The organism is Aciditerrimonas ferrireducens (assembly GCF_023130475.1).
Taxonomy (GTDB): domain Bacteria; phylum Actinomycetota; class Acidimicrobiia; order Acidimicrobiales; family UBA8190; genus Aciditerrimonas; species Aciditerrimonas ferrireducens.
The window spans coordinates 41,714-60,909 of record NZ_JAKHEX010000006.1 but is presented as its reverse complement, the minus strand read 5'-3'; the positions used below and the strand labels follow the sequence as shown (position 1 = coordinate 60,909).

General features: G+C 75.9%; 19 protein-coding genes. 16 read left to right on the top strand and 3 right to left on the bottom strand.

The annotated features are described in order from the left end of the window. The first annotated feature begins 89 nt into the window (after positions 1–89). On the top strand, positions 90–554 hold the full coding sequence (locus tag Acit_RS05550; protein WP_248106756.1) for a DoxX family membrane protein: 465 nt from the start codon (positions 90–92) through the stop codon (positions 552–554). Between the two features lie 29 nt (positions 555–583). On the opposite strand, the gene Acit_RS05545 is transcribed toward Acit_RS05550, so the two are convergent. Both Acit_RS05545 and Acit_RS05540 read right to left on the bottom strand, forming a co-directional pair. Further along, entirely contained in the window at positions 584–1,063 is a 480-nt protein-coding gene (locus tag Acit_RS05545) for a MaoC family dehydratase (RefSeq protein WP_248106754.1), read from the bottom strand. Positions 1,064–1,170: 107 nt separating this feature from the next. Then, positions 1,171–2,808 (bottom strand): MFS transporter, encoded by a 1,638-nt coding sequence (locus Acit_RS05540; protein ID WP_248106751.1) that lies wholly within the window; start codon positions 2,806–2,808, stop codon positions 1,171–1,173. Between the two features lie 196 nt (positions 2,809–3,004). Between Acit_RS05540 and Acit_RS05535 the strand changes: the two genes are divergently transcribed. Further along, positions 3,005–5,284 (top strand): EAL domain-containing protein, encoded by a 2,280-nt coding sequence (locus tag Acit_RS05535; RefSeq protein WP_248106747.1) that lies wholly within the window; start codon positions 3,005–3,007, stop codon positions 5,282–5,284. Here the strand turns inward: Acit_RS05535 and Acit_RS05530 are convergent. Beyond that, positions 5,281–6,285, bottom strand: coding sequence for a YncE family protein (locus Acit_RS05530; protein WP_248106744.1), 1,005 nt, complete (start codon positions 6,283–6,285; stop codon positions 5,281–5,283). The two genes, Acit_RS05535 and Acit_RS05530, sit on opposite strands and share 4 nt — an antisense overlap. Positions 6,286–6,406: 121 nt before the next feature. On the opposite strand from Acit_RS05530, the gene Acit_RS05525 reads away from it, so the two are divergent. From Acit_RS05525 to hemL, 14 genes are all read left to right on the top strand, one after another. Beyond that, positions 6,407–6,664 carry a hypothetical protein gene (locus Acit_RS05525; RefSeq protein ID WP_248106741.1) on the top strand — a complete coding sequence of 86 codons (258 nt, stop codon included), beginning with the start codon at positions 6,407–6,409 and terminating at the stop codon, positions 6,662–6,664. Further along, complete coding sequence (locus tag Acit_RS05520; RefSeq protein ID WP_248106738.1) at positions 6,661–7,206, top strand: RsiG family protein; 546 nt, start codon at positions 6,661–6,663, stop codon at positions 7,204–7,206. The genes Acit_RS05525 and Acit_RS05520 overlap by 4 nt, the downstream gene beginning before the upstream one ends. Before the next feature lie 21 nt (positions 7,207–7,227). After that, entirely contained in the window at positions 7,228–7,653 is a 426-nt protein-coding gene (locus Acit_RS05515) for a helix-turn-helix domain-containing protein (RefSeq protein ID WP_248106736.1), read from the top strand. 11 nt (positions 7,654–7,664) lie between these two features. Next, on the top strand, positions 7,665–8,669 hold the full coding sequence (locus tag Acit_RS13530; RefSeq protein WP_248106734.1) for a glycosyltransferase: 1,005 nt from the start codon (positions 7,665–7,667) through the stop codon (positions 8,667–8,669). Further along, positions 8,555–8,869 (top strand): glycosyltransferase, encoded by a 315-nt coding sequence (locus Acit_RS13525; RefSeq protein WP_248106731.1) that lies wholly within the window; start codon positions 8,555–8,557, stop codon positions 8,867–8,869. Before Acit_RS13530 ends, Acit_RS13525 begins: the two co-directional genes overlap by 115 nt. Next, positions 8,860–9,660 (top strand): pyrroline-5-carboxylate reductase, encoded by an 801-nt coding sequence (gene proC, locus Acit_RS05500; RefSeq protein ID WP_248106728.1) that lies wholly within the window; start codon positions 8,860–8,862, stop codon positions 9,658–9,660. The genes Acit_RS13525 and proC overlap by 10 nt, the downstream gene beginning before the upstream one ends. 27 nt (positions 9,661–9,687) lie before the next feature. Further along, positions 9,688–10,596, top strand: coding sequence for an SAM hydrolase/SAM-dependent halogenase family protein (locus tag Acit_RS05495; protein ID WP_248106725.1), 909 nt, complete (start codon positions 9,688–9,690; stop codon positions 10,594–10,596). Continuing rightward, positions 10,593–12,095 (top strand): class I adenylate-forming enzyme family protein, encoded by a 1,503-nt coding sequence (locus Acit_RS05490; protein WP_248106722.1) that lies wholly within the window; start codon positions 10,593–10,595, stop codon positions 12,093–12,095. Before Acit_RS05495 ends, Acit_RS05490 begins: the two co-directional genes overlap by 4 nt. A gap of 83 nt (positions 12,096–12,178) precedes the next feature. Continuing rightward, positions 12,179–12,856 (top strand): redox-sensing transcriptional repressor Rex, encoded by a 678-nt coding sequence (locus tag Acit_RS05485; protein WP_248106719.1) that lies wholly within the window; start codon positions 12,179–12,181, stop codon positions 12,854–12,856. Positions 12,857–13,019: 163 nt separating this feature from the next. Then, the gene (hemA, locus tag Acit_RS05480; protein ID WP_248106716.1) at positions 13,020–14,279 is read left to right on the top strand and encodes a glutamyl-tRNA reductase; all 1,260 of its coding nucleotides are present in this window, start codon (positions 13,020–13,022) and stop codon (positions 14,277–14,279) included. Between the two features lie 5 nt (positions 14,280–14,284). Further along, the gene (gene hemC / locus Acit_RS05475) at positions 14,285–15,193 is read left to right on the top strand and encodes a hydroxymethylbilane synthase (protein ID WP_312709805.1); all 909 of its coding nucleotides are present in this window, start codon (positions 14,285–14,287) and stop codon (positions 15,191–15,193) included. 44 nt (positions 15,194–15,237) lie between these two features. Then, entirely contained in the window at positions 15,238–16,746 is a 1,509-nt protein-coding gene (cobA, locus tag Acit_RS05470; protein ID WP_248106712.1) for a uroporphyrinogen-III C-methyltransferase, read from the top strand. A gap of 49 nt (positions 16,747–16,795) precedes the next feature. After that, the gene (hemB, locus tag Acit_RS05465) at positions 16,796–17,806 is read left to right on the top strand and encodes a porphobilinogen synthase (RefSeq protein WP_376746015.1); all 1,011 of its coding nucleotides are present in this window, start codon (positions 16,796–16,798) and stop codon (positions 17,804–17,806) included. A gap of 26 nt (positions 17,807–17,832) precedes the next feature. Continuing rightward, positions 17,833–19,140: a glutamate-1-semialdehyde 2,1-aminomutase gene (gene hemL / locus Acit_RS05460; protein WP_248106700.1), complete on the top strand. Its 1,308-nt coding sequence runs from the start codon at positions 17,833–17,835 to the stop codon at positions 19,138–19,140. Positions 19,141–19,196: the final 56 nt, after the last annotated feature.

Sequence of the window (19,196 nt, the reverse complement as noted above, 5' to 3'; positions counted from 1 at the left end):
TTGGGCCGGCTGGGCTGGCAAGCTCGGGGGGTCGACGTGCCCGGTGGGTCCCTGGGCCCGAGCCGGGCAGTGAGGGAAGGAGGGGTGCCATGGGACGTCGAGTGTCGCTGCACCAGCTGCCGGTCCGGCTGGCCGCCGGGGTGTTCATCGCCAACTCGGGGCTGAACAAGCTGCGGGCCGACGAGGAGACGGCCGGTCGGCTGCACGGCATGGCGAGTGGGACCTACCCGTTCCTGAAGCGCCTGGACCCTGCGACCTTCACCCGGGCCCTGGGGGTGACCGAAGTGGCCCTGGGGACCGCACTGGCGGTGCCCTTCGTGCCGACCAGCTGGGGGGCCCTGGGTCTGGCCGGATTCTCGGGTGGCCTGCTGGGTCTGTATGCCCGGACGCCGGGGATGCGCGAGGAGGGCAGTTGGCGCCCGACCCACCAGGGGACCGCGTTGGCCAAGGACGTGTGGCTGGCCGGTATCGCCCTGAGCCTGATGCTGGAGCAGGCCGGGGTGCGCCGGCGGGCCCGGCGGGCGGCGCGTCGGGGGCAGCGTGCCGAAGCCTGAGCCCCGACGCGCCGGCCGGGTCGAGGTCGTCAGGCGAAGACGAGGCGGGTGATCCAGTCGGCCACCAGGGCCGGTTTCTCCTCGCCTTCGATCTCCACGGTCATGGCCCGGGTGAGGTCCACGGAGGAGGGGGGCTTCAAGGCGACGTCCCGCAGGGCGCTGCGGGCCCGGATGCGGGAGCCGACCTTCACGGGGGTGAGGAAGCGGACCCGGTCGAAGCCGTAGTTGATCCCCATGGCCAGCCCGTCGAGGGGCGGGAGGCTCTGGCGGATGGAGCTGGAGAGGTGGGTGAGGAGGGACAGGGTCAGGAAGCCGTGGGCGATGGTGCCGCCCCAGGGGGTGAGTTGGGCCGCCTTCTCGGGGTCGACGTGGATGAACTGGTGGTCCCGGGTGACATCCGCGAAGGCGTTGACCAGGTCCTGGTCGACGAGGAACCACTCGCCGACCCCTTCCTCCTCGCCCTTGCGGGCCAGGAGGGCTTCGTAGGCCCGCTCGGCGTTGCTCGACATGCTCGCTGCTCCTCCTGCTCTCGACCGCCGACCTCGGGGGTGGCGGGGCTCGCTGGTCGGCGAACGACCGGTGCCGATTCTGACCAGCCTGCGCCCAGGGGGCCAGCTCAGGCCTCGGCCGGGGCCACCTGGCCGGCGTGCTCGGCCGTCGAACGTGCTCCCTCGGCGCTGACCTCGAGGTGACTGCCGGCCACGAAGTCCCGGTTGCGGATCAGGCCGATGGTCCCGAGGGCGCCGAGGGCGGCCACCACGAGGGAGACGCGCAGGATGTCGTCGAGGCCGACGACGAGGCCTCGGCGCAGCCCGATGGTGGTGAGGCCAGCGGCGTGGGCCGAGAGCCCGGCGAGGACCTGCCGGGGTGGGGCACCGGCTTTCACGAGGGCCACGACTCGGCCGACCACCGTGCTGGGCAGGTGCGCCTGGACGAGGGCGCGGGCCAGCACGGCGCGTTCGCGGTCGGCGAAGATCGTGCCGAGGGCGGCGACGCCGGCGGCGATCCCGGTCTGGCGGAAGGTGTTGTTGATGCCCGAGGCCATGCCGGCGCGGCTGGGGGGGACGACCCCCATGGCGGCCTGGGCCAGGGGAGGGTTCACGATGCCGTTGCCCAAGCCCACCAGCAGGAAACCGGGGAGGGCGGCGGTCCAGGCGTCGGCGGGTGCGAGGCCGCTCAGGAGGCCGAGGCCGACGGCCACGAGGGCGAGGCCGAGGGCCACGAGCCAGCGGACCGGGACCTGCCGGCTGAGACGGCCGGCGGCGGCCGAGGTCAGGAAGGTCGAGCCGGAGATGACCAGCAGGCGGAGCCCGGCCTGCAGGGGGGACTCGCCGAGCGCGTCCTGGAGGTAGAGGACCAGGTAGAGGAGGAGGCTGTAGAAGGACGCCGAGATGGCGAAGCTGGCCAAGAGCGCGCCGTCGAAGGTCGGGACCCGGAAGAGGCTCAGGTCGAACATGGGGTGCGGAACCCGCTGTTCGATGGCCACGAACACCAGGGCCAGCCCGCCGGCCGCCACGAGGCAAGCCAGGACAACCGGGTTGGTGAAGCTGGTCTGGCTGGCTCGGATGAGGCCGAGGACCAGGGCCACGAGGGCGGCGGTGAACGAGAGGAAGCCGAGCCAGTCGGGTCGGCGGGGGGCTGGGTCCTTGGACTCGGGGACCCGGCGGAGGGTCAGCCCGAGGGTCAGCACCCCGAGCGGCACGTTGACGAGGAAGATCCACCGCCAGGAGGCCCCTTGGGTGAGGAGGCCGCCCACGAGGGGCCCGACGGCGATGGCCACGGCCATGACGGCCCCCCAGACGGCGAAGGCCACGGCGCGGTCCTTGCCCTGGTAGGCCTGGGCCAGGAGGGCCAGGGAGGTGGCCAGCATGGCGGCGCCGCCCACGCCCTGGCCGCAGCGGGCGACGATGAGGAACAGCGGGTCGGTGGCGGTGCCGCAGAGCAGGGACCCGAGGGTGAAGACGGCGAGGCCGCTGGCGAAGAGCCGCCGGCGCCCGTAGAGGTCGGCGAGGGAGCCGGTGGTGAGGAGCAGGGCGGCCAGGGTCATGGCGTAGGCGTCCACCACCCACTGGAGGTCGGCCAGGGAGGCGTGGAGCTGGCGCTGGATGGCCGGCAGGGCGACGGCCACGATGGTGATGTCGAGCAGCAGCATGAACATGCCGCCGCTGACCGCCACCAGGCTCCACCACTTGCCCTGCTGCTGTCCTGGCACCGGCCCCGGCCCCGTGGTGCCCTGCCCCGGCGTGCCCTCCATGGGCCCCCTCCCGCCTCAGGGGTCCCCTGGCGAGCGGGACCCTGGCGGGCGCAGCATACCCGGGGGGCATCGGCTCGCCGGGTGATCACCTCGCAGGGTGGCGGGGCGCCCCGGCGCCGGCCTCAGGTCGCGAGCCGCCCGTGCCGATCACCGAGGGGTGCTGCCTGCCACCTGTCGGTGCGGAGGCGACCCCGGCGTGCTGGCCGACCCGGTCCGGCTGGCCGCCGTGCGGGCCACCGGGTTGCTCGACGGCCCGCCGCGGGCCGCCCTCGACGAGGTGGTCGACCTGGCCAGGCGGTTGCTCCGGGCGCCGACGGCGGGGATCTCGCTCGTCGAGGCCCACCGGCAGTTCTTCACGAGCGCGCTGGGTTTCCCCGAGCCGGTGGCCTCCACCCGCGAGACGCCGATTTCTTGGTCCTTCTGCGCCCACGTGGTGGAGACCGGGGCGGCCTTCGTGGTGGACGACGCCCGGCTCGACCCTCGGGTGTCGGACAACCCGGCGGTGACCGGCCTGCAGGTCGAGGCCTACCTGGGGGTGCCCCTGCGGGGGCCCACCGGGGCGACGCTCGGCGCGCTCTGCGCCATCGACCAGCGGCCCCGGTGCTGGCGAGCCGAAGACGAGGAGATCCTGCGGGGTCTGGCGGCGGTGGCCTCGGGCGTGCTGGTCAGCGCGGCCGTTGCCGTGGAGGCCCTGGGGGCGGCCGGCAGGGATCCCCTGACCGGCTTGCCGAACCGGGCGGCCCTCGAGGGGCTGCTGCGCCACGCCGGCCCGGGCACCGCGGTCCTCTTCGTCGACCTGGACGGCTTCAAGGCGGTGAACGACCGCTACGGCTACGAGGCCGGGGACCGGGTCCTCCGGGAGGCGGCGCGACGCCTGGCCGAGACGACCGGGGGGCGGGGCGTGGTGGCCCGCTTCGGGGGAGACGAGCTGGTCGTGGTGGCCGAGGCGAACGAGGCGGCGGCGAGGTCCTTGGGCGAGGCGATGGTGGCCGTGCTGGCCGAACCGGTCGAGCTGGCCGAGGACCTGCGGGTCCGGATCGGCTGCTCGGTCGGGGTGGCCAGCGGCGGCGGGCGGAACGGGTCGGCGTTGCTCGAAGCGGCCGACCAGGGGGTGCTGGCCGCCAAGCGGGCTGGCGGGGGGCGCGTCGTGCTGGCCGAGCCGGGTGCACTCGCAGCAGGGGCACGGCGGTGCCGGACCGGGCGCGGGGAAGGGAGAACGATGGTCGGGGGGGAAGGCACGACGAGCGAAGAGCGGCCGGTGCTCGAGGCTCTGCTCGCCGAGGGGGCTGTCGTCCCCGCCTACCAACCCATCGTCGAGCTGGACACCGGCCGGGTGGTCGGTTACGAGGCCCTGGCTCGTTGGCCGGACCTCGGGTGCTCCCCGGCAGCCGCGTTCGCCGTTGCCCGGGAGGCCGGATCCCTGGTCGAACTGGACTGGCGGTGCCGCGTGGCGGCGGCCGAGCACGCGGTGGCCGCTGGCCTGGGGCGGGAGACGGCGCTGTTCGTGAACGTCGAGCCGGCTGCTGTGGGCGAGCCGCCCCCCTGGGCGGCCCGCTGGATGGACGACATGGCCCGGCGGCTCCGACCGGTGGTGGAGCTGACCGAGCGGGCCCTCCTGCGGGCCCCGGCGCTCCTGCTCCACGCGGTCGAGCGGATCCGATCCCGGGGTTGGCCCATTGCCTTGGACGACGTCGGGGCGGACCCGGCCTCCCTGGCGGTGCTGCCCATCCTGCGGCCCGAGGTGGTCAAGCTGGACCTGAACCTCGTCCGGCACCAGCCGGACGCCGCCATCGTACGAGTGCTGGCCGCGGTCATGGCCTACGCCGAGGCCACGGGTGCCGTGGTGGTGGCCGAGGGCATCGAGACCGAGGAGGACGAGGAGCGGGCCCGGGCCTTCGGAGCCCACCTCGGGCAGGGGTGGCGCTTCGGTCGGCCAGGGCCCCTGGTGCCCCCGGACCGTCTGGCGCCTCGGCGGCTCGGCGCCGCCGTCCACCCGGTCGCCACCGTGGCCTCGCCCTTCGACCTGGTCAAGGACGCCGAGCTGCGGGTGGCGCCGGCCCACCTCGTCCTGGCCATCTCCCGGCACCTCGAGCAGTCGGCCCTGGTCGACACCCTGCCCCCGGCGGTCCTCGGCGTGTTCCAGGAGGCCCGGCGCCTGGCCGGGGTCACTGCCGACACCTATCGGCGGCTCGGGGCCCGCAGTCCGCTGGTCGTGGCCTACGGGGTCGGCATGGCGCCCGACCCCCTGCCGGGGGTCCGGGGGGTGGCCCTGGACCTCGACGACCCCCTGCGGGAGGAGTGGACCGTGGCAGTCGTCGGTCCCCACTACGCCGCGGCCCTCATCGGACGCTCGCTCGGGGATCGTGGACCGTGGGCCAGTCGACGCTTCGCCTACACCGTGACCCACGACCGGGAACGGGTCTTGGTCTGTGCCCGCAGCCTCCTCGCCCGCCTGGGCCGGCCGCTGGCCCCCTAGGCCTGGCTCGGGCCGAGGGCCAGCGCGCTGGGCCGGCCGCCGACGTAGGTCCGGCCAAGGACCCGTCCTGTGGCCAGGTTCACGGCGGCCACGAAGCCGTCCTCCTCGGCCACCCACGCGATCCGGCCCCCGGGGCGAAGGGCCAGGGCCTCGGCCACATGGCCCAGGGGAATGGCCGGACCGGGTAGCAGGCCGGGGAGCCGCAGGGGGACCAGGGCCGCCCCGCCCACCGCCCAGGCCACCGGCGTGCCAGCCGGCCCAGGCCCAAGGGCGAGGCCGGTGGGGTCGAAGGGCACGGTGACCCTCGGCCCTTGGCTCAAGCCGGGCAGGTGCAGGGCCAGCACCTGGTCGGCGCCCAGGTCGGCGACGAGGACCGAGGACCCGGCGACCGCCAGGGCGTCGGGCTCGGGTCCGACGTCGGCCGAGGCGGTGACGCGGTGGCTCACGAGGCTGACCGCCACCACCCGGCCCGACGTCAGGTCGGCGACGAGGACCGAGGACCCGGCGACCGCCAGGGCGTCGGGGACCGCCCCGACTGCCACGGACCACAGGACCCGCCCGGTCTGCAGGTCGACCCCTTGGAGCTGCCCGCTGCCGCTGTCGGCCACCAGCGCCAGATCGCCGCGGACGGCCAGGGCGTCGGGCTCCAAACCCACGACCACCCGGCGCAGGACCTGGCCTCCGGGGGAGAGGACGACCAGCTGGTCGTCGGCCTCGCCGAGGACCACGAGGTCGGCGTGCCAGGTGCCGACGACTGCGGCCTGGGCCGCCGTGGTGGCCAGGGGTCGGAGGGTCCGCAGGGGGTGGAGGCCGACTCGGGGCACCAGGGCCCCGGGCTCAGCAGGGTCCCCGAAGGCCGCCACGTAGGCCACGCGGGGGGCCGGGCTGCTCCGGGCCTCGCCCCGGGGCAGGGCGGCCGCGGGGCCGCAGGCGCTGGCGGCGACGGCGAGCAGCGCGAGGACCCCGAGGGCTCGCCGCCGTCGCACCAGGTTGCCAGCCACCATCGCTCTCCTCGTCCTGCCCGAACACCCGGCGGGCATCCTCCCACCCCGGCAGAGGGGGTCCGCCTCGAGGCAGAGAAGCCGGGGTCTGCCGGGGCGGCCGCTGGCTAGGGTCGCTGCCATGGCTCCCGACGAGGAAGAAGCCCAGGACCAGGACCTCGCCGCCCTCAGGGAAGCGGTCGACGCGGTGGCCGAGGTGCTCGAGGGTCTCGAGCGGGGCACGCTCTGGTCGTGCACGGTCTGCGGGGTCGAGCGGGACCCCGCCGAGGTCGCCCAGGATCCGTGGAGCCGGCGCTGCCCGGCGCATGGCACCGAGCTCCCGGCCGGGGCTCCCGTCCCCCCGCCGGCCGTCCCCCCGTCAGGTAGCATCACCACGTGAGCTGGCTCGACGACGTGGTGCAGCCAGTGCTGGCGGACGTTGCCCTGACGGACCTCGAGGGGCGGCCGCTGGCCGAGATCCGGGCGATGCGGGCCCGCTGCCAGTCGGTCGAGGCCTCGGTCTCGTTCCTCCGGCGCCTCGTGCAGGGCAGGCTGGACGTCCTGCACGCGGTCTTGGACCACCGGGAGGACGGCGGTGCCGGCGCGGACCTGGCCAGCCTGGTCGAGGAACTGCCGGCCATCCTCGCCGCCGGCCCCCCGCGGCCCCAGGCCGGCCGGCAGGCGGTCCTGGTGGAGCCGAGCGAGGAGGAGCAGGACCGGCTGGTGGCCGAGCTGGACGCCATGGTGCCGGCCGCCACCTTGGCCGTCCTCGCGGAACGCTCGGACGAGGAGCTGGCCGCGGACGCCGCCCGGCTGGGTGACCTGGAGGCCGCCCTCTCGAGCGCCCGACGGGCTTTGCACGAGCGCATCGACCGACTGGAACAGGAGATCGTGAGCCGCTACAAGTCGGGCGAGGCGACCGTCGATGAGCTGCTGGCCTAGGCGCCAGCACCGCCAGGGGCGGTGAGCACCGTCCCCCGTCCCGATCTCGGTGCCTTCATCCGCCAGCAGCGGGCCCGGCACCGGCTCTCGCTTCGCCGGCTGGCCGAACTGGCCGGGGTCTCGAACCCCTACCTGAGTCAGATCGAGCGGGGATTGCGGCGGCCCTCGGCGGAGATCCTGCAGCAGTTGGCGAGGGCCCTGCAGGTCTCGGCCGAGACGCTCTATGTGCACGCCGGGTTCCTCGACGGCGAGCGGGAGCGGCCTGACGTGGTCGAGGCCATCTTGGCGGACGAGCGGCTCCAAGACGAGCAGAAGGCCACCTTGGTCCGGGTCTACGAGCTCTTCGTCCGCCAGGCGGCCGAGGCCCGGGGAGCCGAGACGAGGGTCCCCGAGGTCGGGACCGACCAGGGAGCTCGGGCGACGGAGCCGGAAGGGGCCGACCGGTAGGCTGCGGCCCGGTGCGACGCCTGGCGGTCATCAGCCTGCACACCTCGCCCCTCGCCCAGCCCGGGACGGGGGACGGTGGAGGCATGAACGTCTACGTGCGGGAGTTGACCTCGGCCCTGGCTCGCCAGGGAGCCGAGTGCGAGGTCTACACCCGGCAGGACGATCCGGGGCTGCCCCGGATGGTCGCCGTCGAGCCGGGCTTGCGGGTCCACTACCTGCCGGCCGGGCCGGTCGAGCCGGTGCCGAAGGAGGCCCTGGCACCCTTGACGGAGGCGTTCGCGGAGGCCGTGCTCGCCGACCTGGCCGAACGGGAGCCGGTGGACGCCGTCCACGCCAACTACTGGCTCTCGGGCCTGGTCGGCCATCGGCTGAAGCACGAGCTGGCGGTGCCGCTGCTGTGCACCTTCCACACGCTGGACCGGGTGAAGGCCGAGGCCAGCCCGGAAGCCGTCTCGGCCGACGAGCCCCGGCAGCGAGCCGAGGCCGAGGCGGCCGTCATGGCCTGCTCGGAAGCCGTGCTGGCCAGCTGCAGCGTCGAGGCCGGCCAGCTGGTCCAGGCGTACGAGGTCGAACGCCGACGGATCCGGGTGGTGCCCCCGGCGGTGGACCACGCCTTCTTCGCCCCCGGGGACCGGGCCCAGGCCCGCCGGGCGGTCGGCTTGCCGGTCGAGGGCCGCCTGCTGCTCTTCGTGGGGCGGCTCCAGCCGCTGAAGGGCGCGCCGGTGGCGCTCGGCGCGCTGGAGCTCCTGCGGGAGCGCTGGCCGGACCTGTCCCTGGTGGTGGTCGGGGGGCCCTCGGGCCCGGCCGGGCCGGCCCACGTGGCCGAGCTGCGAGCCCAGGTGGCCGAGCTGGGGCCCACGAGCTGCTCTCCAGCTACTACCGGGCAGCGGACGTCTGCGTCGTGCCGAGCCGCTCGGAGTCCTTCGGGCTTGTGGCCCTGGAAGCCGCGGCCTGTGGGGTCCCGGTCGTGGCCTCGGCGGTCGGAGGGCTCACGACGGTGGTGGTCGACGAGGTGACCGGGCTCTTGGTCGACCCGCCGGACGCGGCGGGCTTCGCCGAGGCCATCGACGCCGTCCTGGCCAGCCCGGACCTGGCCGAGCGCCTGGCGGTCGCCGCGGTCCGGCACGCCCGTCGCTACACCTGGGACGAGGCGGCGTCCCGGCTGCTGGCCATCGTGGCCGAGCAGACCACCGGGCGCCTGGTGGCGTGCCAGTGAGCGAAGGGGGCCGGCCAGGCCTGCTGGTGGTGGGTGGTGGCGCCATGGGCACGGCGCTGGTAGGCGGTCTGCTGCGCACCGGGTTCGACCCTGGCGACCTGGTGGTCGTCGAGCAGCGGGCCGAGCGGCGCCACGAGTTGGGCGGTCTTCTGCCGGGGGTGCGGATCGAGGCCGTGCCCGAGGAGGCCGAGGGGGCAGTGGTGGCGGTGAAGCCGGCCGACGCCGAGCCGGCCTGCCGGGCACTCGGGGCCCTGGGGGTGCCCCGGGTGCTCTCGGTCATGGCGGGCGTGCCCCTGGCGCGCCTGGCGGCCTGGGTCGGGCCGGGCACGGCGCTGCGGGCCATGCCGAACGTCTGCGGTCTGATCGGGGAAGGGGTGACGGCCCTCTGCGGCGGGTCGGCCGAGGACCGAGCCTGGGCCCGGCAGGTCCTCGAACCCTTGGGGGAGCTCGTCGAGCTGCCCGAGGACCGCTTCGACGCCGTCACCGGCCTCTCGGGCTCCGGGCCGGCCTACGTCTGCCTGGTCGTGGAGGCCCTGGAGGAAGCCGGCGTGCTCGCTGGCCTGCCCCGAGAGGTCAGCCGCCGCCTGGCGACACGGACGGTGGCCGGTACCGGTCGGTTGCTCCTGGAGGGGACGGCGGACGCTGCCGCCCTCCGCGCCCAGGTCACCTCGCCTGGGGGTACGACGGCTGCTGGCCTGGCAGCGCTCGAGCGGCGAGCCGCCCGGGCGGCCTTCCTGGAAGCCGTCGCCGCGGCCACGGCCCGGGCGGCCGAGCTGGCCGGGGGCCACTGAGGGCCGCAGCGAGGACCGGGAGGGCCAGTGCCAGGCCGAGCCGCCAGCCCAGGGCCGGGGGCGATCTTCTTGCTCACGGACTACGGCCTTCAGGACGAGTTCGTGGGCATGCTCCACGCCGCGATCCGCCGGTTGGCCCCGCTGGCCCCCGTGGTCGACCTGACCCACGGCATTCCCCCCTTCGACGTGGTGGCCGGCAGCCGGGCCCTCGTGCGCTGCGCCCCCCACCTCGGCCCCGGCGTCCTGGTCGGCGTGGTCGACCCCGGGGTGGGCACGGCGAGGCGACCGGTGGCGCTCGGGTGCCCCGGCCGGCCCGGTCCCGGGGGGCCGACCGGCCCGACCCGGTTGGTGGGCCCCGACAACGGCCTGCTGCTGGGGGCCGCCGAGGTGCTCGGCGGGGTGGTGGAAGCGGTCGAGCTGCCCCGACCGACCAGGAGCGTGACCTTCGACGGCCGGGACGTCTTCGCGCCGGCCGCTGCTCGGCTCTGGGCCGGTGAGCCCCTCGGCGCCCTCGGGCCTCCCCTCGACCCGGTCAGCCTGGTCGACCTGCCCTCGCCCTGGCTGGCGAGCGGGGAGGGCTGGCTCGAGGCGGAGGTCCTCTGGGTGGATCGCTTCGGCAACCTCCAGTTGGCGGCCCGGCCCGAGGACCTGGCTGACGCGGGGCTCGGCTCGGCAGGGGTCGTGCTCCTCGAGCATCCCGGCGGTCAGCAGCCCCTGGTCCGAGTCGGGGCCTTCGAGGAACTCCGGCAGTACCGGGCCCCGCACGGGGCGCCGGCCCTGGGCCTGCTGGTGGACGCGAACGGACAGCTGGCCGTGGTCGAAGACCGTGGCTCGGCGGCCTCGACCTTGGGCCTGGCGGCCGGCCAGCGCCTGCGGCTCCGCGGGGCGCCGGGCGCGCCGCCCGAGCGCGATCCGTGGGCGCAGGAGGCACGGTGAACCTCTGCCGACCGGTACTGGACCATCCCGAGGACCAGCTGGCGCTGGTCGACCGCGACGGGTCCTGGACCTGGGGGGAACTTCGGGCCGCCGCAGCCGCCTGGGCCGAGGTCCTGGCGGCCGCCGGGGTCGGTCCGGGGGACCGGGTGGCGCTGGTGGCCCCGGCTTCCCGGCAGCTCGTGGCCCGCTACCTGGCGATCCTGGCGCTGGGCGCGGTGGCGGCGCCGCTCAACCCCACCAGTCCGGCGACCGAGCTGGCCCGGGAGCTGGACCTGCTCCGACCGGCCCTCGTCGTGGCCGACCCGCTGACCCAGAGCGAGGTCGACCAGGCCCGGCGGCTGGCCAGGGCCGCCGTCGCCGCCCTGGCGCCCGATGCCGTCCCGGCGGGCGCAGCCGGGGTCCGGACGGCGCCACTGGTCGTCGCCGACCGGGCCCGAAGCGACCCGGCCCTGGTGCTCATGACGTCGGGGACCGCTGGCCTGCCGAAACCAGCGGTGCTCGCCCACGGTAACCTGCTGGCCAATCTGGACCAGCTGCAGGCGGTGCCCGGGGTGCGGCCCGGTCCCCAGGACGTGCTCGTGGTGCCGGTGCCCCTCTGCCACGTCCTGGGTCTGAACGTGGGCCTCGGCCTGGGCCTGGCCAGCGGCCGGCCGGTCGTCGTGGCCGAGCGGCTGGACCCCGAGGAACTGGCCGCCTGGGTGCTGACCCAGCGGGCCACCATGGTGGTGGCCGTTCCGACGGTCTTCGTCGACTGGCTGGCCGAGGGGCCCGGGCGGGCCGATCGCTTGGCAGCCCTGCGGTGCCTGCGCCTGGCCGTGGCCGGGGGCGCGGCGCTGCCCCCCGGCTTGGCCGAGATCGCCCACCACGAGCTGGGTCTCTCCCTGCACCAGGGGTACGGCTTGACCGAGGCGTCGCCGGCCGTGGCCACGACGGTGGGCTGCGAGGTCCTCCGGCCCGGCTCCTCGGGCCGACCGCTTCCCGGGGTGGCCCTGAAGGTGGTCGAGGCGGACGGGACGCCCGTCGAGGAGGGAGACCCGGGGGAGATCTGGGTCCGGGGGCCCAACGTCTTCGCTGGCTACCTCGACGATCCCCGGGCCACGGCGGCCGTGCTCGGTCCCGACGGGTGGCTGCGGACCGGGGACCTCGGGGTCTTGGACGAAGAGGGCGAGCTCTGGGTGGTGGACCGCCGCAAGGACCTCGTGGTGGTGAGCGGCTTCAACGTTGCCCCGGCCGAGGTGGAGGCGGTCTTGGCAGGGGCCCCAGGGGTGGCTGCGGTGGCCGTCGTCGGGGTGCCCGACCCCCGAACCGGCGAGGCGGTGGCCGCGGCCGTCGTGCCAGTGGACCCCACCCGACCGCCGGACCCCGAGGCGCTGCGGGCCTACTGCGCGGGTCACCTCGCCCGCTACAAGTGCCCCACGGTCGTGCGGGTGGTCCCGGACCTGCCGCGGAGCGCCAGCGGGGAGCTGCAGCGTCACGTGGTGGCCGCCAGCTTCGCCTGAGGCCCTCGCCCTCTGGGACCCGAGGGGTGGCGAGGAACGCCACGTGGTGCGCGCCCTGGGCGGCTGGGTACGATCCGCGGACCATGCCGCCCGCACGACGGATCCCCGAGGCCACCGTGGCCCGCCTGCCCATCTACCAGCGGCTCCTCCTGGAGCTGGTCCGGTCGGGGGCGGCGACGGTCTCTTCGGAACAGCTGGCGACCCTCGCCGGGGTCAACGCCTCGAAGGTCCGCAAGGACCTCTCGTTCCTCGGCTCCTTCGGGACGCGGGGCTCGGGCTACGACGCTGAGTTCCTCCTGGGCCAGATCGACCGGGAACTGGGCCTGGACCAGGACTGGCCCATGGTCATCGTCGGCATCGGCAACCTCGGGCGGGCCCTGGCGGCCGCCCCGGGCTTCTCCTCGCGGGGTTTTCGGATCTGCGGGCTCTTCGACGTCGACCCGTCGGTGGTCGGCACGCGCGTCCGCGGCGTCCTGGTCCGGCACGTCGACGAGCTGGAACGGGTCATGGCCGAGGACCCGCCGGCCATTGGCGTCGTGGCCACCCCCGCCGGGGTGGCTCAGGCGGTGGCCGACCGGCTGGTGGCCGCAGGGGTGAAGGCCCTCCTGAACTTCGCCCCCCGGGTGCTGAGCGTGCCCGAGGAGGTCCTCCTGCGTTCGGTCGACCTGTCCATCGAGCTGCAGGTCATCAGTTTCCACCTGAGTCACGGCACCACGGCCCCAGCGGCGGTCGACGGGGCGGCCATGGCCGCGGTCGACTGAGGCCGGGTCGGCGAGCCGGGGAGCCCGGCCCCGACTGGTTCGGTCGGCGGCCGCCCGGCATCCTGGTAGTGGGCTCCGGCCGACCCGAGACGTCCAGCGGTGCCGGGTGCGGGGTCCCGGCAGGGCCCCGCTCGGTTGGGCCCAGGGTCGTAGAGGAGCTGCCGTGTCGCTGGTGGTCGTGGGTCTGGAGCCCGATCGAGTGCCCTTGGATCTCCTGGAGCGGGTCGCCGTCCACGAGGACGACCTGGCCAAGGTGCTCGCCGACCTGGCCGAGGCCGCCGAGGTGACCGAGGTGGCCGTGGTCTCCACCTGCCTGCGGACCGAGGTCTACGCCGTGGTGGACCGGTTCCACGACGGGGTCGGGCACCTCCAGCGCTTCCTGGCGGAGCGGGCGGGTCTGGATCTCGGGCAGCTGGCGGATCGGATGACGGTGGGCTTCGACGACCAGGTCGCCGACCACCTCTTCCGGGTCGCGGCCGGCCTGCGCTCGGCTGTGCTCGGCGAGAGCGAGGTCCTCGGGCAGGTGCGACGGTCCGGGGAACAGGCGGTCGCCGCCCAGGCCGCCGGCCCGGTCCTCCGGGAGCTGTTCCGCCGAGCCGTGCTGGCTGGTCGGCGGGTGCGGAGCGAGACGGCCATCAGCCGTGGCTCCCTGTCCCTTTCGCACGTCGCCGCCGAGCTGGCCGCCGAGCAGCTCGGCGGGACCTTGGCAGGCCGCTCGGCCCTGGTGGTGGGAGCCGGCGAGATGGGCCAGGGGGTCACCCGGGCCCTGGTGGCCGCCGGGGCCCGGGTGCAGGTGGTGAACCGGACCCTGGCGCGGGCCGAGGCGCTCGTGGCCGAGGTCGGGGCCGCCGGGGCCCTCGGTCTGGGCGGGCTGCGTCGAGTCCTGCCGAGCGCGGAGGTGGTCGCGGTCTGCACCGCTGGTGGGGTCCCGGTCCTCGAAGCCGCCACGCTTCAGGCGCTGCGGCCCGATGCCCAGACGCCGCTGGTGGTGGTGGACCTGGGCATGCCCCGGGCGGTCGAGCGGGCGGTGGGGCAGCTGCCCGGCGTCCGGCTCTTCGACCTCGAGGACCTCCGGGCCCGGGCCCAGGAAACCCTCGGGGGTCGGCGGGCCGAAGTGGCGAGCGCCGAGGCCGTGGTAGCCGAGGAGCTGGCCCGCTACCGGGCCGAGCAGCGGGCCCGGGGGGCGGCTCCCGTGGTGGCCGCCTTGCGGCGACGGGTCGAGGGCTGGCAGGAGGAGGCCCTGGCCCGGGCCCGTCGGCGCCATCCGGACCTGACCGAGGAGCAGTGGGCGGCGGTGGCCACGGTCAGCCGCGACCTGGTGGCCCGACTGCTCCACCAGCCCAGCGTGGTCCTGAAGGAGGCGGCCGGGACCAGCCGGGGCGAACGGCTGGTCGAGGCGGCCCGAGCGCTCTTCGGGCTCTGAGGCCGGTGGTTGCCGGTCGGGCCCTTCGGCTCGCCACCCGTGCCACGCCGCTGGCTCGCCAGCAGGCAGCCCAGGTGGCTGAGCGCCTGGCAGCCCTGGCCGGGGTGGCCGTCGAGACGGTCGTGGTGCGCACCACCGGCGACCAGCGGGCCAGCGTGCCCCTCTGGCAACTGGGCGGCCAGGGTGTCTTCGTGGCCGAGGTCCGCGCCGCCCTGCTCGAGGGGCGAGCCGACCTGGCAGTCCACTCGGCCAAGGACCTGCCGGCCGCCCCGGTGCCGGGCCTGGTGCTGGCCGCGGTCCCGCCCCGGGCCGACCCCCGGGACGTCCTGGTCGGCGGCTCCCTCCAGGGTCTCCGGCCCGGCGCGGTCGTGGCCTCGGGCGCACCCAGGCGGCGGGCCCAGCTGGCCTGGTGGCGACCGGACCTGCGCTTCGTCGAGCTCCGGGGCAGCATCGGCACTCGCCTCGGCCGCCTCGACCAGGTCGACGCCCTCGTGGTCGCTGCGGCCGCCCTCGACCGGCTGGGACTGGCGCCCGAGCGGGCGTCGGTCTTGCCCACCTCGATCGTCCTCCCCCAGGTCGGCCAAGGGGCCCTGGCCATCGAGTGCCGGGTCGAGGACGAGCCGCTGCTCGGCCTCCTCGCCGCTCTCGACCACCGGCCCAGTCGACTGGCCGTCCTCACCGAGCGGGCCTTCCTCGCCGCCATGGGCGGCGGCTGCCAGGCCGCGGTCGGTGCCCTGGCCACGCCGACCGGGGCCGGGGAGGAACTCGCCCTGGAGGTCCTGGCCGCCAGCCCCGACGGCCACCTGCTGTGCCGCCGCCGGCTGGTCGGCACCGACCCTGCCGCTCTGGGGACGGCGGGCGCCCAGGCCCTGGCGGCGGCCGGGGCCGACCTGGTGACGGGCCCCTTGCGGTGATCGGGCCCTTGCGGTGATCGGGCCCGGTCGGTGACGCTGGGCACGTGACGGTCTACCTGGTGGGGGCCGGCCCGGGGGACCCCGGCCTGCTGACCCGGCGCGGCGAGGCGCTGCTGCGCCGGGCCGAGGTCGTGGTCTACGACCGGCTCGTCCACCCCGAGCTGCTGGCCCTGGCGCCCCCCGGGGCGCTGCTCGTCGACGCGGGCAAGCGACCAGGCGAGGCACACCGGCAGGCCTGGATCAGCGAGCAGCTCGTGGCGCACGGCCGCCGGGGGGCCCTCGTGGTCCGCCTGAAAGGCGGGGATCCCTACGTCCTGGGCCGAGGCGGGGAGGAGGTCGAGGCCCTCCAGGCCGCCGGGGTGCCGGTCGAAGTGGTGCCCGGGGTGACCTCGGCGGTGGCCGGCCCGGAGCTGGCCGGGGTGCCGGTCACCCATCGGGGCCTGGCCACCTCGGTCACCGTGGTCACCGGGCACGTCGGGGAGCCCAGCACCCCCGGCGGGGTGGACTGGTCGGCCCTGGCTGCCGCGGGGGGCACCCTGGTGGTGCTCATGGGGGTCGAGCGTCGGGCCGAGATCGCGGCGGCCCTGCTGGCCGGGGGCCGGGACGCCCAGACCCCCGTGGCCGTGGTCGAGCGGGCCGCCGGTCCCCGGCAGCGGACCCAGCGGACCACCCTGGCGGGCCTCGGCGACCTGGCGGTCGAGGCGCCGGCGGTCATCGTGGTGGGGCCGGTGGCGGGGCTGCGCCTCTGGTCCGCAGAGGACCGGCCCCTGCACGGGGCGCGGGTGGTCCTGACGAGGCCCGAGGGGCGGATCGGCCCGCTGGCCGAGGCGCTGGCCGAGTACGGGGCCGAGGTCATCGGCCTGCCCCTCCAGCGGATCGGCCCGCCGGCGGACGGCGGGGCCGCCCTGGCAGCCCGGCTCGGCGAGCTGCCGGCCTTCGACTGGCTCGCCTTCACCTCGGTCGAGGCGGTGGAGGCCGTGCTCAGCCGGGTCCGGGACGGTCGGGCCTTGGCGGGTCCCCGACTGGCGGTGGTCGGGCCGGCCAGCGAGGCCGCCCTGGCCCGACGGTTCCTGGTCGCCGACCTCCGGCCACCGGCCGGAGCGGAGCGGGCCAGCGGATTGGCGTCGGCCTTCCCCGATCCGCCGGGGGACCGGCCGGGTCGGGTCCTGTTCCCCCGGGCGGCCCAGGCCCGCCCCGAGCTGCCCGACGGGCTGCGGGCCAAGGGCTGGGAGGTGGTGGAGGTCGAGGCCTACCGGACCGAGCCCGTGCCGCTCGAGGACCTGCCCTCGAAGGCCCTCGAGGAGGCCCGGACGGCCGATGCCGTCGTCCTGGCCGCTCCCTCGGCGGTGGCCCGTTACCGGGAACTGTTCGGGACCGAGGCGTCCCCCCGGGTGGTCTGCCTGGGCCCGACCACGGCAGCGGCCGCCGCCGACCTGGGTCTGGCGGTCCAGGCGGTGGCGGCCCGACCCGAACCGGCGGCCGTGGCCTCGGCGCTGGCCAGGGCGCTCGGCCGGCCGCTCCCCGCAGGCCCGGCGCCCGCGGACCCCCAATAGGCTCCCGGTCGTGTCGAGCGAGACCCCCCGCAGCCCCGCAGGACCCCGGGTGACCCTCGGGGAGGGGACCGTCCCCTGGCAGGCCCCGGCCCGGCGCCTGCGGCGCCTGCGGCGGACCCCGGCGCTGCGGCGCCTGGTGGCCGAGACCCGCCTCGGGGTCGAGGACGTCCTCGCCCCCCTTTTCGTGCGCGAGGGCATCGACGCTCCCCGCCCCATCCCGTCCCTGCCCGGCCAGGCCCAGCACACCGTGGGCTCCCTGGTCGCCGAAGCCAAACGCCTGGCCGACCTCGGGGTGCCGGGCCTGGTGCTCTTCGGGGTGCCCACCCGGCGGGACCCCGAGGGGAGCGGGGCGTACGACCCCGACGGCATCGTCCAGGTGGCCCTGGCCGAGCTGCGGGCGGCCCTCGGCGACCGCATGGTCCTGGTCAGCGACCTCTGCCTGGACGAGTACACGGACCACGGCCACTGCGGTGTGCTCGGTCCCCGGGGCGAGGTGGACAACGACCGGACCGTCGCCCTCTACCAGCGAGCCGCCCTGGCCCAAGCCCGGGCCGGGGCCGACCTGGTCGCCCCGAGCGGCATGATGGACGGCCAGGTGGCGGCCATCCGGGCGGCACTGGACGCCGAAGGGTTCCAGGAGGTCGGGATCCTGGCCTACGCAGCGAAGTACGCCTCGGCGCTCTACGGGCCCTTCCGGGACGCCGTCGACGTCACCATCGCCGCCGGCGGCGACCGGCGCTCCTATCAGCAGGACCCCGCCAACCGGCGGGAGGCCTGGGCCGAGGTCGCCCAGGACGTGGCCGAGGGAGCCGACCTGGTCATGGTCAAGCCGGCCCTGCCCTACCTCGACGTCCTGGCCGACGTCGCCGCCCGGGTCGCGGTGCCGGTCGCCGCCTACCACGTCAGTGGGGAGTACGCCATGGTGAAGGCAGCGGCGGCCAACGGCTGGCTGGATGGCACGGCGGTCCTCCTCGAGCAGCTGACCGCCATCAAGCGGGCAGGGGCCCGCCTCATCCTGACCTACTTCGCCGGCGAGCTGGCCGAGCTGCTGGCGAACTGAGCGGGCGGCGAGCGAGGAGCGGGGTGGTGGAGACCGAGGCGAGCGCCGAGCAGGAGGCCTCTTCGGCCACGGCTGGCTGGTGGGCCCGGGCCCGTCGGGTCCTGCCCGGCGGGGTCAGCTCCCCGGTTCGGTCCCACCAGGCGGTGGGCGGCACGCCGGTGGTGATCGAGCGGGGCGAGGGACCCTACGTGGTGGACGTCGACGGCCGACGCTGGCTGGACCTCGTGCAGTCCTACGGGGCGGTCCTCCTCGGCCACGCCCACCCGGCGGTGACCGCCGCCCTGGCGGAAGCGGCCGCCAAGGGAACCACCTTCGGGGCCACGACCCCCGGGGAGGTCCAGCTGGCCGAGGCCATCTGCGCTCGGGTGCCCGGCGTCGAGCAGGTCCGGCTGGTCTCCTCGGGGACCGAGGCGACCATGAGCGCCCTGCGCCTGGCCCGGGCGGTGACCGGGCGAGACCGGGTCGTGAAGTTCGACGGCTGCTACCACGGCCACGCGGATGCCCTCTTGGCCGGGGGCGGCAGCGGCGTGGCCACCTTGGGGCTGCCGGGCTCGGCCGGGGTGCCCCGGGCCGCCGTGGCTGAGACCCTGGTGGTCCCCTACAACCAGGTGCCGGACCTCGACGAGCAGGTGGCCTGCGTGATCGTGGAGCCGGTGGCCGCCAACATGGGCCTCGTCCCTCCAGAACCGGGCTTCCTGGCAGGGCTCCGGGAGGCTTGCGACCGGGTTGGCGCCCTGCTGGTCTTCGACGAGGTCATCAGCGGGTTCCGCCTCGGGCCAGGTGGGGCGACGGCGAGCGCCGGGGTTCGGCCCGACCTGTGGTGCTTCGGGAAGGTCATTGGGGGTGGCTTGCCCATCGGGGCCTTCGCCGGGTCCCGGGAGCTCATGGGGTCCGTGGCCCCGAGCGGCCCCGTCTACCAGGCCGGCACCCTCTCGGGGAACCCCTTGGCCACCGCCGCTGGCCTGGCCGTGCTCCGGGCGGTCCAGCCAGCGGACTACGAGGCCCTGAGCCGCCGGGTGGCGGCCCTGGCCGGGGAGCTGACCGAGGTGTTCGCCGCCGCGGGGGTCGCGGCCCAGGTGCCGGTGGTCGGGCCGCTCCTGTCGGTCTTCTTCACGGAGCAGCCGGTCCGGGACGGGGCGGGGGCCCGGGCGGCCTCCGCCCGCCGCTACCGGCGGTTCTTCCACGAGATGGCCCGCCGAGGTGTCCTGTTGCCGCCCAGCCCCTTCGAGACGTGGTTCCCGGGCATGGCCCACGACGACGCTGTCCTCGGCCAGGTCCTCGAGGCGGTCCAGGCGGCGGCGGCAGTGGTGGCCGAGGAGCCCACCTCGGACTGAGCCGTCGGGGGCCGACGGCTCCGTCCAACCCCTTGCCGCCCGGCCGTGCCGCCGGC